General features: G+C 73.8%; 14 protein-coding genes. 3 read left to right on the forward strand and 11 right to left on the reverse strand.

Annotation, left to right across the window (positions count from 1 at the left end; genetic code table 11):
• Nucleotide 1: 1 nt before the first annotated feature.
• The 7 genes from hemB to IG63_RS0104345 all read right to left on the reverse strand — a co-directional run bounded on the left by hemB (nt 2) and on the right by IG63_RS0104345 (nt 7759).
• Nucleotides 2-991 (reverse strand): porphobilinogen synthase, encoded by a 990-nt coding sequence (hemB, locus tag IG63_RS0104315; RefSeq protein WP_281174264.1) that lies wholly within the window; start codon nt 989-991, stop codon nt 2-4.
• Entirely contained in the window at nt 992-2668 is a 1677-nt protein-coding gene (locus tag IG63_RS0104320) for a bifunctional uroporphyrinogen-III C-methyltransferase/uroporphyrinogen-III synthase (RefSeq protein ID WP_030483152.1), read from the reverse strand.
• 59 nt (nt 2669-2727) lie between these two features.
• Nucleotides 2728-3687, reverse strand: a complete 960-nt coding sequence (gene hemC / locus IG63_RS0104325; RefSeq protein ID WP_245604313.1) for a hydroxymethylbilane synthase — start codon at nt 3685-3687, stop codon at nt 2728-2730.
• Nucleotides 3684-4982, reverse strand: coding sequence for a glutamyl-tRNA reductase (locus tag IG63_RS0104330; protein ID WP_030483154.1), 1299 nt, complete (start codon nt 4980-4982; stop codon nt 3684-3686). The genes hemC and IG63_RS0104330 overlap by 4 nt, the downstream gene beginning before the upstream one ends.
• A complete protein-coding gene (locus IG63_RS0104335) occupies nt 4979-5755 on the reverse strand; it encodes a redox-sensing transcriptional repressor Rex (RefSeq protein ID WP_051706135.1) in 777 nt (258 codons plus the stop codon). Before IG63_RS0104335 ends, IG63_RS0104330 begins: the two co-directional genes overlap by 4 nt.
• A 160-nt stretch (nt 5756-5915) precedes the next feature.
• Nucleotides 5916-6170 carry a glutaredoxin family protein gene (locus IG63_RS0104340; protein ID WP_030483156.1) on the reverse strand — a complete coding sequence of 85 codons (255 nt, stop codon included), beginning with the start codon at nt 6168-6170 and terminating at the stop codon, nt 5916-5918.
• The gene (locus IG63_RS0104345; protein WP_030483157.1) at nt 6167-7759 is read right to left on the reverse strand and encodes a class I adenylate-forming enzyme family protein; all 1593 of its coding nucleotides are present in this window, start codon (nt 7757-7759) and stop codon (nt 6167-6169) included. The genes IG63_RS0104340 and IG63_RS0104345 overlap by 4 nt, the downstream gene beginning before the upstream one ends.
• A gap of 226 nt (nt 7760-7985) precedes the next feature.
• Between IG63_RS0104345 and IG63_RS0104350 the strand changes: the two genes are divergently transcribed.
• The 3 genes from IG63_RS0104350 (at nt 7986) to IG63_RS0104360 (ending at nt 11420) form a co-directional block, all read left to right on the forward strand.
• A complete protein-coding gene (locus IG63_RS0104350) occupies nt 7986-8900 on the forward strand; it encodes an HAD family hydrolase (RefSeq protein WP_030483158.1) in 915 nt (304 codons plus the stop codon).
• A 248-nt stretch (nt 8901-9148) separates the two neighbouring features.
• Nucleotides 9149-9928, forward strand: a complete 780-nt coding sequence (locus tag IG63_RS0104355; RefSeq protein WP_030483159.1) for a sigma-70 family RNA polymerase sigma factor — start codon at nt 9149-9151, stop codon at nt 9926-9928.
• A gap of 205 nt (nt 9929-10133) precedes the next feature.
• A complete protein-coding gene (locus IG63_RS0104360) occupies nt 10134-11420 on the forward strand; it encodes a DUF5667 domain-containing protein (RefSeq protein ID WP_030483160.1) in 1287 nt (428 codons plus the stop codon).
• 18 nt (nt 11421-11438) lie between these two features.
• Here the strand turns inward: IG63_RS0104360 and IG63_RS0104365 are convergent, their stop codons facing one another.
• From IG63_RS0104365 to IG63_RS0104380, 4 genes are all read right to left on the reverse strand, one after another.
• Nucleotides 11439-12611 (reverse strand): lysophospholipid acyltransferase family protein, encoded by a 1173-nt coding sequence (locus tag IG63_RS0104365; protein WP_030483161.1) that lies wholly within the window; start codon nt 12609-12611, stop codon nt 11439-11441.
• Nucleotides 12604-13746 (reverse strand): NAD-dependent epimerase/dehydratase family protein, encoded by a 1143-nt coding sequence (locus IG63_RS0104370; protein ID WP_084596592.1) that lies wholly within the window; start codon nt 13744-13746, stop codon nt 12604-12606. The genes IG63_RS0104365 and IG63_RS0104370 overlap by 8 nt, the downstream gene beginning before the upstream one ends.
• Before the next feature lie 17 nt (nt 13747-13763).
• Nucleotides 13764-13865 carry a 30S ribosomal protein bS22 gene (locus IG63_RS21995; RefSeq protein WP_081683056.1) on the reverse strand — a complete coding sequence of 34 codons (102 nt, stop codon included), beginning with the start codon at nt 13863-13865 and terminating at the stop codon, nt 13764-13766.
• A 209-nt stretch (nt 13866-14074) separates the two neighbouring features.
• Nucleotides 14075-14281, reverse strand: a complete 207-nt coding sequence (locus tag IG63_RS0104380) for a helix-turn-helix domain-containing protein (RefSeq protein ID WP_030483164.1) — start codon at nt 14279-14281, stop codon at nt 14075-14077.
• Between the last annotated feature and the right edge of the window lie 170 nt (nt 14282-14451).

Raw genomic sequence — 14451 nt, forward strand, 5'->3', positions numbered from 1 at the left:
CTCAGCGCAGCAGCGCGGCGGCGTCCAACGCCCAGTAGGTCAGGATCACGTCGGCGCCGGCACGGTGGCAGGCGGTGAGCTGCTCCAGCATCACGGCGTCGCGGTCGACCCAGCCGCGGGCGGCGGCAGCCTCGACCATCGCGTACTCACCCGACACGTGGTACGTCGCGACCGGCACGCTCACCGCGGCGCGGACGGCGGCGACGACGTCGAGGTAGGACATCGCGGGCTTCACCATCACGGCGTCGGCGCCCTCCTCGACGTCGAGCAGCGCCTCGCGCACGCCCTCGCGCCGGTTGGCGGGGTCCTGCTGGTAGGTGCGGCGGTCGCCCTGCAGCGAGGAGTTGACCGCCTCGCGGAAGGGCCCGTAGGCCGGGGAGGCGTACTTCGCCGAGTAGGCCAGGATGCCGGTGCCCCCGTGGTCGTGGTCGTCAAGGGCGCGACGCACCGCGGCGACCTGACCGTCCATCATCCCGCTGGGCCCGACGAGGTCGACGCCCGCCGCGGCGTGGGCGAGCGACATCTCGGCGTACAGCTCCAGGGTGCGGTCGTTGTCGACCCACCCGTCGGGGTCGAGCACGCCGCAGTGACCGTGATCGGTGAACTCGTCGAGGCACAGGTCGCTCATCACGGTGAGCTGCTCGCCCACCTCGCCGACGACGTCGGTGATGGCGACGTTGAGGATGCCGGCGGGGTCGATCGCCTGGGAGCCGGTGGCGTCCTTCTTCTCGGGGTCGGGGAGACCGAAGAGCATCACCCCGCCGATGCCGGCGGCCGCGGCCTCCGTGGCGGCCGCGCGCAGGCTGTCACGGCTGTGCTGCACCACGCCCGGCATCGAGGCGATCGGACGCGGCGCGTCGATCCCCTCGGCGACGAACATCGGCAGCACCAGCTGCTCCGGGCGCACCCGCACCTCGGCGAGCATCCGCCGCAGCGCCGGCGTGCGGCGCATCCGGCGCGGCCGCACCACGGGGAAGCCGGGGCCCGACACCTACTTCGACCCGGTGCGTCGGCGCGCCGTCGTACGCCGCTGCGAGGGGCGCGTGACCGGCTGGCCGGACTCGAGGAACGACGCGCGGCGCGCCGCGCCGAAGTCGGCCAGCGCGTCGACCAGCTCCTCGACCGAGGGGTTGGCCGCCATCACGTCGACCCGCAGGCCGTGCTCCTCGGCGGTCTTGGCCGTGGCCGGACCGATCACCGCGATCACGGTGGCGGTGTGCGGCTTGCCGGCGATGCCGACCAGGTTGCGCACCGTCGAGGACGAGGTGAAGACGACCGCGTCGAACTTGCCGCTCTTGATCGCCTCGCGGGTCGGCGCCGGCGGGGGCGCCGCGCGCACGGTGCGGTAGGCGGTGACGTCGTCGACCTCCCAGCCGAGCTCGATCAGCCCCGCGACGAGGGTCTCGGTGGCGATGTCGGCACGCGGCAGGAAGACCCGGTTGATCGGGTCGAGCACGTCGTCGAAGGGCGGCCAGTCGTCGAGCAGGCCGCGCGCCGACTGCTCGCCCGAGGGCACCAGGTCGGCGTTGAGGCCCCACTCGGCCAGGTAGGCCGCGGTCTTGTCGCCGACGGCCGCGATCTTGAGGCCGGAGAAGGCCCGCGCGTCGAGGCCGTACTCCTCGAACTTCTCACGGACCGCCTTCACGGCGTTGACCGAGGTGAAGGCGATCCACTCGTAGCGGCCCTCGACCAGCCCGCGCACCGCCTTGTCCATCTGCAGCGGGTTGCGCGGCGGCTCCACCGAGATGGTGGGCACCTCCTCGGGCACCGCGCCGTAGCCGCGCAGCGAGGCCGACAGCGAGCCGGCCTGCTCCTTGGTGCGGGGCACCAGGACCCGCCAGCCGAAGAGCGGCTTGGTCTCGAACCACGACAGCGTCTCGCGCAGGTCGACGACCTTGCCCACGACGGTGACGGCGGGAGGCGTCATGCCGGCCTTGCTGACGTCGGCGGCGATCTCGCCCAGCGTGGAGACCAGGGTCTCCTGGGTGGTGAGCGTGCCGGTGCGGGTCATCGAGATCGGGGTGCTCTCGTCGCGCCCGGCCGCCATCAGCTGCTCGGCGACCTCGCCGATCGAGCCCACGGCCGAGAGCAGCACCAGGGTCGGGTGCGCCGAGTAGGCGTACCAGTCGATCTTGGCGTCGCCGCAGGTCACGACGGCCACCTCGCGGTGGTGCTTGGTGGTCAGCGGGATGCCGGCGTACGCCGGGACGGCCGTGACCGACGAGACGCCGGGGACGATCTCGAAGCCGACGCCCGCCTTGGTGCAGGCGAGCGCCTCCTCCGGTCCGGAGGCGTAGATGAAGGGGTCGCCCGACATCAGCCGGACTACGCGACGCCCGGACTTCGCCTGCTTGACCACGACCTTCGCGCGGGCGGCGTGGGTCAGCGGCTGGCCGTCCTCGCCGAAGCCGCCGTCGACGAAGACGGGGCCCTGCTCGAGCTCGCCGTCGAGCGGCAGGCCCAGCACGGCACGCACCATCGCCTCGTGGTCGGGCACCTCGGTGACCACGACCTCGGCCGCACGCAGCAGCTCCAGGGCACGGACCGTCAGCAGACCCGGATCACCGGGGCCGCTGCCGACGAACGAGACCCACGTCGCCGGGCGTCCCACGGCGCAGCCGGGTGCCGGGGCCTGGGTGGCGTTCTTGGTCGTCTTCTGCTTGGTCACAATCGCCTTCTTGCGTCGACTCTTCTTCGGATCAGGGCAGTTCGGGTGCGGTGGACCGGTCAGGTCTCCGCGATCAAGCGGGCGGCTCCCTCGGCCAGCATCTCCTCGGCCAGCTCCCGTCCGAGCCGCTCGGGATCACCCAGGGGGCCGGACGCGGAGCGCCGGATCGCGACCGCCCCGTCAGGTGCGAGTGCCACTGCTCGCACCCAGAGTTCGTCATCGACCTCACCCATCGCAACTTCGGCCAGCGCACCGACGGGCGCGGCACAGCCCGCCTCGAGGGTCGCGAGCAGCACCCGCTCGGCCGTGACGCAGGCCCGGGTGTCGGGGTCGTCGAGGGCTTGGGCGAGCGTCGCGCGCAGCTCGACGTCGTCGTCGCGGCACTCCACGGCCAGCGCCCCCTGTCCGGGTGCGGGCAGCACCTGGATCGGGTCGAGCACCTCGGTGACGTCGTCGAGCCGGTCGAGCCGGGCGAGCCCGGCGCGCGCCAGCAGCACGGCGTCGACCTCGCCCTCGCGCACCTTGCGGATGCGGGTGTCGACGTTGCCACGGATGCCGACGAGCTCGACGCCGAGCCCGAGGGCCGCCACCTGGGCCACGCGTCGCGGCGACCCGGTGGCCACGAGGGCCCCGGCCGGCAGCTCGCCCAGGGTCAGGCCGTCGCGGGCGACCACGACGTCGCGCGGGTCCTCGCGGCGCGGCACCGCGGCGAGCGCGATGTGCTCCGGAGGCGCCGTGGGCAGGTCCTTGAGCGAGTGCACGGCGACGTCGACCTCACCCCGCAGGAGCGCCTCGCGCAGCGCGCTGACGAAGACACCGATGCCGCCGATCTGCGCCAGCGGCGCCGTGGACGCGTCGCCCTCGGTCCGGATGAGCACCAGCTCGGTGGGCAGGCCGGTGTGGGCCGTGATCGCGTCGGCCACGTGGGTGCTCTGCGTGCGCGCCAGCGCCGAGGCACGGGTGCCGATGCGCACGACGCGGGTCGACGTGGGGGCGGTGGGGTCGGTCGAGAGGGTCACGGACGCTCCACCTCCGCCCGGGTCACGGCCTCGACGGCCTCGGGGTCGAGGGCGAAGAGCTCGGCGAGCGCGGCGGCGTAGGAGATCGCGCCGGACTCGTTGGCCAGCTGCTTGACGCGCACCGTGGGCTGGTGGAGCAGCTTGTCGACGACACGTCGGATCGCGGTCTCCACCTCGGAGCGGCTGGCGGGGTCGAGGCTGGGCAGCCGGGTCTCCAGGCGGGCGAGCTCGTCCTGCACGAGACCGGTGGCCATGGTGCGCAGCGCCACGACCGTGGGCGTCACGCTCTGGCTGCGGCGCGCCGCGAGGAAGGCCGTCAGCTCCTGACCGACGATCGCGCGCACGCCGTCGACGTCGGTCGCTCCGGGCGCCTGGCCCAGCTGCGCCGCCAGCGTCTCGAGGCTGACCAGCATCACGCCGGGGAGGTCGCCGACCGCGGGGTCGACGTCGCGCGGCAGCGCCAGGTCGAGCACGGCGAGCGGCCCCGACTCCGGCGTACGCCGCGCGGCCAGGTCGGCCGCCGAGATCACCTGGCCGGCGGCGCCGGTGCAGGAGACGAGCACGTCGACCGGTCCGGCGTGCTCGGCGAGCCGGGCCAGCGGGAGCGCGGTCGCGCCGTAGTGCCGGGCGAGCCGCTCGGCGCGCTCGGGCGACCGGTTGGCGACCGTCACCGAGGCGGCCCCCGCCCGCGCGACGGTGGCGACGGTGAGCCCCGCCATCGAGCCCGCCCCGACGACGAGCACGTGGCGGCCCTCCAGCGGCCCGACGTGGTCGGTGGCCCGCTCGAGGGCGGCCCCCACGACGCTGGGCGCCACCCGGTCGATGTCGGTCTCGGCGTGGGAGCGCTTGCCGACGCGCAGCGCCTGCTGGAAGAGCACGTTGAGGGAGGGCCCGATCGTGCCGGCCTCCTGGCCGGTGCGCAGCGCCTCACGGGCCTGGCCGAGGATCTGGCTCTCGCCGAGGACCATGCTGTCGAGCCCGGCCGTGACGTGGAAGAGGTGCGAGACGGCGCCGTCGTCGTAGTGCACGTAGAGGTGGTCGAGCAGCTCCTCGGGCCGCGAGCCCGCGAGCTCGCCGAGCATCCGGGAGATCGCCTCGACGCTGCCGTGGAAGCGCTCGACGTCGGCGTACACCTCGGTGCGGTTGCACGTCGAGAGCACCGTGGCCTCGGTGACGTGGTCGAGGTCGCTGACCTCGCGGATGAGCTTGCCCGAGCCGTCGGCGCCGAGCGCGACGCGCTCCAGCAGCGGCAGCGGCGCGGTCTTGTGGGAGAGGCCCACCACCAGGACGCTCATCGCCGGGCCCCCGCGGCCTGCCCAGCGGTCTGCTCGGTGCTCGGGGCCGCGACGGCGGCCACGTCGTCGACGGCCTCCGCGAGCTCGTGGGCCACGCTGGCCGGCAGACCGCGCTCGCCGCCGGACTTGCGCTGCTCGTGGTAGGCGAGGATCTGGAGCTCGCTGGAGAGGTCGACCCGGCGCACGTCGACGCCCTCGGGCACGGTGAGGATCGTCGGCGCGAAGTTGAGGATGCTGCGGATGCCGGTGGCGACCATGCGGTCGGCGACCTCCTGGGCCCCGGACGCGGGGGTGGCGATGACGCCGATGACGACGCCGTGCTCGGCGACGACCTCGTCGAGGTCGTCGAAGCCCCGGATGCGCAGGCCGGCGACGTGCTCGCCCAGCCGGGTGCCGTCGCCGTCGAGCAGGGCGACGGTGCGGAAGCCTCGGGAGCTGAAGCCGGAGTAGTTGGCGAGCGCGTGGCCCAGGTTGCCGATGCCGACCACCACGACCGGCCAGTCCTGGGTCAGCCCGATCTCGCGGGCGATCTGGTAGCGCAGGTAGCCCACGTCGTAGCCGACGCCGCGGGTGCCGTAGGAGCCGAGGTGGGAGAGGTCCTTGCGCAGCTTGGCGCTGTTGACGCCGGCGGCCTGGGCGAGCTCGAGGCTCGAGCAGGTCGTGGTGCCAGCCTCGTGCATCGCGTTGAGCGCCCGCAGGTACACCGGGAGACGGGCGACCGTCGCCTCCGGGATCCTTGCCCCACTCACTTGCCGATGGCCTCTTTTCCGCACGTCGCGGGCACCCTCACGGGCCTGCCCTGCGTCACTGTAGGAGTTTGTGAACGTGCGAACAAACTCGGTGACCGGGCCGGCTAGCACATGTGAGAAGTCACACGCGATCCGGGGTGGCCGGTCGGGCGGCTCGTGGGCAGCGGATGCGTCGTCGGCGCGGTCACGCGAGGGCGGCGCGCAACCGCCCCTCGTCGACCCGCCAGAAGTCGTGACGGCGTCCGTCGACGAGCGTGACCGGCACCTGCTCGCCGTACTCCTGCTGCAGCGCGGGGTCGGTGTCGACGTCGACCACGGAGTACGTCGTCCCGACGTCGGCGCAGACCCGCGCGACCACCTCCAGCGCCTGGGCGCACAGGTGGCACCCCTCGCGGGAGTAGACGAGCACCCGGCCGGCGGCTGCGGGGTCGGCGCTCACCGCAGCAACCCGCTCTCCCGACCCCGGGCCTCGGCCCGCAGCCGGCCGCGCTGGATCTTGCCCGTGGCGGTGCGTGGCAGGTCGTCGATCACCCGCACCACGGCCGGCACCTTGAAGCCCGCGAGCCGTGCCTCGCAGTGGCGGCGCACCCGCGCCTCGAGCTCGTCGGGATCGGGCAGGTCGGCGTCGGCGGCGTGGGTGACGTAGGCGACCACGGCCTCCCCGGTCCGGTCGTCGTCGACGCCCACGACGGCGACCGCCCCCACGTCGGCCAGCTCGGCGATCACCTCCTCGACCTCGGTCGGGAAGACCTGGAAGCCCGAGACGACCACGACGTCGCTGACGCGGTCGACGAGGTGCAGCTCGCCCGCACCGTCGAGCAGGCCGACGTCGCCGGTGTTCCACCAGCCGTCGGCATCGGGGCCGCCGCGCCCCTCGGGCCAGTAGCCGGAGAAGAGCTGCGGGCCGTGCACCAGGATCTGGCCCGGGTCGCCCTCCACCGGCGGCTCGCCCCGGTCGTCGACCAGCCGCAGACCCACCCCGGGGAGCGGTCGGCCCACCGACCCGGTCGACGCCGGCTCCTCGCCCACCAGCGTCGAGGTGACCACCGGGCCGCACTCGGTGAGGCCGTACCCCTGGTGCACGGGGAGGCCGGTGCGACGGGTGAACTCCTCGGCGACGTCGTGCCCGAGGGCGGCCGAGCCGCTGAGGACCAACCGCAGCGGGCCCATCCGCTCCTCCAGCGCCGGCACCAGCAGCCAGGCGTCGAGCGCCCGCGGCGCCACCGGCGCGACCGTGATGGCCTCGTCCTCGATCAGGTCGAGCGACGCCTCGGCCGCGAAGCCGTCGACCAGCACCAGTCGCGCGTGCTGGCGTAGCACCTGCCCCAGCACCGCGCCCAGACCATAGGAGTGGTGCAGCGGGAGCACACCCAGCACGACGTCGCGGCCGTGCAGCATCGGCTGCGTCGCCGAGGCGACCTGCTCGACGTTGGCGAGCAGGGCACGGTGGGTGAGCATCGCGGCGCGCGGCCGGCCGGAGGCGCCGCTGGTGTAGAGCAGCGCCGCCAGCGACTCGCCGTCGGGACGCACCGGGACCGGATGACCCGCTCCCATCACGAGGTGGTCCCAGCCGCGCTCGCCGGGGAGGACCGTGGTGCCGACGGTGACGATCCGCGGGCGGCTCGACTCCTCGCGCCGAGCGGCGACCAGCGCCTCCCCCAGACCCTGCACCGCCGCCCGCACGGTGGTCACCGCGGCACCGTCGCAGACCACGAGGCGCGCACCGGAGTCGACCAGCGTGCGCAGCAGCTCACCGGTCGAGACGGCGGGGTCGACGGGCACGGCGACCATGCCCGCGCGCAGCGTGCCGAGGTACGCCGCGACGGCCTCGATGCGGTTGCCGGCGACGATCATCACCCGCATGCCCGCGACGAGACCCGCGTCGAAGAGCCCCTGCGCGACCCGCCGGGCCAGCTCGTCGAGGTCGGCCCAGGTCATGCTGCGGCCGGTGTCGGCCTCGGAGAGCGCGGTCTTGCCGGGCTCCTCGAGACCGGCCCTGGTGAGCAGCTCGGCCAGGTTCGCCTCCATCGGGGGAGTCTCCCACAGGGTCCGCGACGCGGCGCGGGGGTGGCCGCGGCGGCAAAGTCACTGGTTCACCAGTGACTTCGCCACGTCGCCACGGTTGTGCTCGTGGCGAAGCGGCAGACTTCGTGGCTACGTGGCGGCGTCCCGGCCGCCGGGGTACGACGCGGCGGCGCCCGCCGTGCCGTCCGCTCGGCTTCCACCGGTGTGCACCTGCCTCTATGTTGACGGCGTGACGCCCCCGCGCGATCGAGCAGCCGGTCGACGGTCGAACGACCGACCGTCCCGTCCGCCCAACCTGCAGCGGCGCTCGCAGCTGGCCGGCGAGGCCGCGGCCGCGGTCGCCGAGGTCGAGAGCGCCCTGACCGTCGACCCCGACCCGGTCGCCGCGGCCTTCTTCGACGTCGACAACACCGTGATGCAGGGCGCCTCGATCTTCCACCTGGCCCGCGGCCTCCACCGGCGCGAGTTCTTCACCACCCGAGACATCCTCGGCGCGGCGTGGAAGCAGGCCTACTTCCGCATCGTCGGCGTCGAGGACCCCGAGCACGTGGCCGACGCGCGCGCCTCGGCGCTGGCCTTCATCGCCGGCCACACGGTCTCGGAGCTGGAGTCGCTGGGCGAGGAGATCTTCGACGAGAGCATGGCCCACCGGATCTGGCCCGGCACCCGTGCCCTGGCCCAGCTGCACCTCGACCAGGGCCAGCGGGTGTGGCTGGTGACCGCTGCGCCGATCGAGATCGCGACGATCATCGCGCGCCGGCTCGGCCTCACCGGCGCCCTGGGCACCGTCGCCGAGCACGTCGACGGTGTCTACACCGGCGAGCTCGTCGGCGAGATGCTGCACGGCTCCGCCAAGGCCGTGGCCGTGCAGCAGCTGGCCGAGCGCTTCGGGCTCGACCTGGCGCGCTGCTCGGCGTACTCCGACTCCTACAACGACCTGCCGATGCTCTCGATCGTCGGCGACCCCTGCGCGATCAACCCCGACACCCGGCTGCGCGAGCACGCCCGCCGCGAGGGCTGGCGGATCCGTGACTACCGGACCGGCCGCAAGGCCGCCCGCGCCACGATGCTGACCGCCGCCCTCGCCGGCGCCGCGGCCGGCACCGTCGCCGCCGGCACCGCGATCCGCCGCCGTCTGGGCTGAGCGGCGTCCGCGGCCGGTGCCGGTTTCCCAGGTTCACCTGGGAAACCCGCTCCTCACACGCGTTGCAACGGATGTGAAGAGCCAGTACCCCAGGTGAACCTGGGATTCCGGCAGCGCCGGCGCACCCATCGGACCGCCCACAAAGCCGGCCAGAAGACCCGGCCGGATCGGTTCACACCTGTCCACCCAGGCCGTATCCTCGGGCTGAACCGAGGGAGCCGGCCACACCGGGCCGGTCGGGGGTCACCATGCCGCACCTGGAGGGACGGCACGGCCTCGACGCGTTGCGTCGCGCCGTGCTCGAGGTGCTGCGCGCGGAGTGCGCCCAGCCCCTGCTCGCCGGCGGTCCGACGGCACGCGTCGAGGGCCATCGGCTGCTGAGCCAGGCGAGCGGTCCCCGCGGCACCGTGGCCGGTACGCCGCCCGGTGGCGCCGGCGACGACCGCGAGCACGCGGCGTCCTCGCACGACGACGAGGCCGAGGGCCGCCGGCTGATCGCGCTCGTCGAGCTGGCCCGCAACGGCGACGCGGCCGCCTTCGGCCAGCTCTACGACCACTACCAGGGCAGCGTCTACCGCTTCCTCTACTACCGGGTCGGCTCGGTGACGCTCGCCGAGGACCTGACCTCCGAGACCTTCTTCCGCGCGCTGCGCTCGATGAGCTCCTTCCGCTGGCAGGGCAAGGACTTCGGTGCCTGGCTGACCACCATCGCCCGCAACCTGGCCACCGACCACTTCAAGGCCAGCCGGACCCGCCTGGAGCACACCACCGAGGACGTGCGGACGCTCGACAGCGCCACCGAGGGACCCGAGGGCGAGGTGCTCGCCACGCTGACCAACGAGGTGCTGCTCGCGGCCCTGGAGGAGCTGCCGACCGAGCAGCGCGAGTGCCTGGTGATGCGCTTCCTGCAGGGACTCTCCATCGCCGAGACCGCCGAGGTGCTCGGACGCAGCGCCGGCGCGGTCAAGCAGCTGCAGCTGCGAGGCGTGCGCAACCTCGCCAAGGCCCTGCCCGAGGACCTCCGATGAGGTCTCGCACGCCCGTCACGGACGACGGGATCCGTCGCACTTCTAGACCACTGGGAACGTTTCCCGTCGGTAACATCGCCCGCCGCATAACTTCCGCGACGAGGCCCTCGTTGGGCGCAGCGACAGGGTGCCCCCCGACCACCTCCCTCCCTGGTCGGGGGCATCCCTGCACCGCCACTTCCCTCTCGTGGTCAGGACGACGCGCATGACCTCCCTCTTCCGCTCCCGGCAGGACGCCGAGGAGCTGCACGCCGCGGTCACGGGTGCCGCGACCCCGGAGGTCGAACAGCGCCACGCCGACCTGCTCCGCACGGTCTCGCTGCTCACCGAGCACCCGCCGGTGCAGCCGCGGGCCGACTTCACCGCCGACCTGCGCGAGCGGCTGATGGCGGCCGCTGCGACCGAGCTGGTCGCCACTCCCCCACCCGTACGCCGCGTGCCCGCCGCACCCACGCCCTTGCGCCGGCGGGTCGGCACCCTCGCCGCGTCGCTGGCCATCGTCGGCGGCACCGCGGGCATGGCGGTCGCCGCCCAGGGCTCGCTGCCTGGCGACCCGCTCTACCCGATCAAGCGGGGAGGGGAGCAGGTCGTCTCCGCGCTCGGGATCGGCGAGGCCTCGCCCGGTGAGGCCGCCCTGGCCCACGCCGCCACCCGGCTCGACGAGGCCGCGGCGCTGCAGCGGCGCGACGCCGACACCGCGCTGGTGGTGCGCTCGGTCGAGGAGTTCAGCTCGATGGCCGACGCCGGTGCCCGCGAGCTCTTCGCCGCCTACCAGGCCGACGGCGACGACGACAGCGTCACGGCCGTGCGCGAGTTCGCCGCCACCCAGCTGCCCCGCCTGGAGTCGCTCGACACCGAGGACCCGGCGGTGCAGAGCGTCACCCTCGAGGCCGCCGACACGCTCGAGTCGCTCGACCGCCAGGCACGCTCGCTGTGCGCGGCCTGCGGCGACTCGCTCGCACTCCCGGCCTCCGACTCCCTCGCCGAGGCTGCCGGGGCGCCCAGCATCGAGGCCCTGCTCGCGCGTCCGGCCGACCAGGCCAGGCTCGACAGCCAGGCGCTCGGCGAGCTCGACCGCGCCCAGATCCGCGAGCTCGGCGCGCTGGCCGAGCGCGAGGCCGTCCAGGTCCCCCGGCTCCCGTCGGGCCGGGAGTGGCCCGCCACCGCGCCGACGGCGCGCGGACCGGTGGCCAGCACGGTGACCACCACGGTCGGCTCGGTCGGCGAGGTCGTCGAGGGCGCCGGCGGTGCGGTCGGGGGCTCGGTCGAGGAGGGCGTGCGCGGCACCGTCAAGGGCACCACCCAGGCGGTCGACGACCTGGTGAAGGGGCTCGGCGACGGCGTGGGTCAGGTCACCGAGCGGCTGCCGGCCGCCACCGGGCCGCTGGAGCAGCCGGTGCGCGGCGTCACCGACACCGTCGACCAGGCCGTCGACGGCGTCAGCGGGGTCACCGGGTCGCTCAGCGACTCCTCGTCACTGCTCGGCGACTGACGACCGCCTGGGCCAGGCTCAGGAGAAGACCGAGCGGCGCTTCATCAGCAGCGTGTAGAGCGTCTGCTGGATCGACTCGCGCACCTGGTCGGTGACGTTGAAGACCAGCATCGGGTCGTCGGCGGCGCCCGCGTCGTAGTCGTCGGTGCGGATCGGCTCGCCGAACTCGATGAGCCACTTCGAGGGCAGCGGCACCAGCCCGAGCGGACCGAGCCACGGGAAGAGCGGGGTGATCGGCAGGTAGGGCAGGCCCAGCAGCCGCGCCAACGACGGCACGTTGCCGACGAGCGGGTAGATCTCCTCGGCGCCGACCACGGAGGTCGGCACGATCGGCACCCCGGTGCGGATCGCGGCCGAGACGAAGCCGCCGCGTCCGAAGCGCTGCAGCTTGTAGCGCTCGCTGAAGGGCTTGCCGATGCCCTTGAAGCCCTCGGGCCACACGCCGACGAGCTCGCCGTCGCGCAGCATCCGCTCGGCGTCCTCGCTGCAGGCCAGGGTGGCGCCGCCGCGCCGGAAGACGTCGCTGACCACCGGGAGCCGGAAGACCAGGTCGGCGCCCAGGGCGCGCAGGTGGCGGCCGGTGTGGTCGCGCACGGTCACGGCGGTCATGACGCCGTCGACCGGGACCGTGCCGGAGTGGTTGGAGACGACCAGCGCGCCACCCTCGGCGGGGATGTTGTCGGCGCCGACCACCTCGATGCGGAACCACTTCTCCGCCAGCGGGCGCACCGCCGCGAGCAGGAAGCGGTCGGTGAGCTCGGGGTCGAAGCCGAAGTCGTCGACCTCGTAGTCGCCGGTGAGCCGGCGGCGCAGGAAGGCCAGCATCTCGGCCAGGCGCGGCTCCCACTGGTCGCCGAAGACCTCCTTCGCGGCCGTGGTGAGCGCCGCGAGCCACTCGCCCGGCGAGGAGGCCGGGGGCCCGGGGAGGCGGTGCTCGGTGCGGGCCGCCGCCCGCGGGGAGGGTGACGGGTCGGCCGCCGAGGTCGGTGCCTCCTCGGGCTGGACGACGGGCTCCACGGGCTCGACGTGCTCCTCAGATGCGGCCTCCGGCGCACCCTGACGGGGTACGCCGCTGCGCGCGGCGGGACGACCCGCGGCCAGACCCCGGCTGGTGCTCGAGGGCCGCTGCGCGCCGCTGCCGCGGCCCGGACGGCCTCGGGTGCCCAGCGGGATGATCTCGGCGTCACCCATCGTGACCACCCCTCTCGGTGGCGCGTGCCCGGGTCGGCCGTGCCTCCCGGTCGGCGTCGTGCGCGGCCTCCTGCGCCGCCTCCCACGTCGGCAGCGCGGCCGCCGGCACGGGCTCGCGGCGCTCCGTGCGCATCGCGGATACCAGCGAGCGCTCGATCGCCCGCACGCGCTGCGGGGCGATCACGCCGGGACCCACCGCGGCGGCGAAGTCGGCCAGCGCCTGCTCGGTGGTGTAGCGCGGCTCGAAGCCGAGCATGCTGCGCATCCGGGTGGTGTCGAGGCCGCGGCCGTAGGTCAGGAAGGCGACGGCGTCGGGCGAGAAGTCGGCGACCCTGGTCTGGCGCAGGGCGGAGCCGAAGGTCGGCACCAGCGCCGCCGGCATCGGCAGCGTCGGGCGACCGAGGCGGCGTACGGCCTGGGAGAGCGTCAGCACGCCGTCGCCGGCGACGTTGTAGGTGCCGGCCACGTCGGCGGTGGCAGCGTGCTGGAGCACGTCGAGGGCGTCCTGCTCGTGCAGGAACTGCAACCGCGGGTTGAAGCCGAGCACCGAGGGCAGCACCGGGAGCCCGAAGTAGCCGCTCATCGACGAGGCGATGGTGGGGCCGAGCACGTTGGCCGTGCGCAGGGTCGTCACGGCGACGTCGGGGCGGCGGCGGGCGAAGCCGCGGGTGTAGGACTCGACCTCGGTGACGTCCTTGGCGTAGCCGCTGCCGGGGAGGCGCTTGGCCGTCATGTCCTCGGTGAACATCGCCGGGTCGCGGTGGGAGGCGCCGTAGAAGGCGGCGCTGGACTTCACCACCAGCTTGCGCACCTCGGGTGCCTGCTGGCACGCCGCGAGCAGCTGCATGGTGCCGATGACGTTGAGCTCCTTGGTCGAGGAGCGGCCACCGGCCGCCGCCGCGGTCGCGGCGACGCTGGTGTGCACGACGGTGTCGACCCGCTCCCGCACGATCACCTTGGCGATCACGGGGTTGCGGATGTCGGCGCGCACGAAGTCGGCGCCCCCGAGGTCGCCGCGCGGAGGCAGCACGTCGACGGCGACCACCCGGTCGACACCGGGCGCCGTCGAGAGCTGCGCCGCACAGCGGCGGCCGAGGTCACCGGCGACGCCGGTGACGAGCACGACCTGACCCATCGGGGAGTGGGCCTCGACTACTTGCCCAGACGGCGACGCTGCACGCGCGTCTTCTTCAGCAGCTTGCGGTGCTTCTTCTTCGCCATGCGCTTGCGGCGCTTCTTGATGACAGAACCCACGTCGGCCTGCTTCCTGCTCGTCGGCCCGGGTCGGTGCCCCGGGTCCTGCGGTCGAGAGTCGTGCGGGCAGCCGGCGGAGCCGGTGCCCGAGGACTCAGCCTAGCCGCCGTGCAGGCAGGGCTCCCAATCGCGTCACGGGTGCGGACGCGGCGACCCCGAGGGCGGGGGCGGTGGCGAGGGGCGGGCCGACAGGAGGGCGACGGGCGGGGTCAGCCGGCGTCGAAGAAGCTGCTGCGGAGGTAGACGTGCACGTCGTCCTCCTTGACACGGAACGACCGCCCCACGCGGACGGCGGGGAGCTCGCCGTTGTGGACGAGTCGGTACACCGTCATCTTGGAGACGCGCATCAGCGCAGCCACCTCGGCGACGGTCAGGAACTTGACCTCGGAGATGTCTCCGGGAATGTCGGTCGGCATCACACACCAAGCTTTCTCGTCGCACGCCTCCGGACGTCCTCTGACGTCCCCCCACGTGCGCTGTGAGGAATATAGGCCCACCTGTGACCAATGAGCCATGTTTTCCCCAAAGTGACGCAAGTGAAAACGGCGTGTCCGCTTGCTTTCGCTTCGTCCGGGTGTCCGACCAC

The organism is Nocardioides aequoreus (assembly GCF_000720335.1).
In the GTDB taxonomy this organism is placed as follows: Bacteria; Actinomycetota; Actinomycetes; order Propionibacteriales; family Nocardioidaceae; genus Marmoricola; species Marmoricola aequoreus.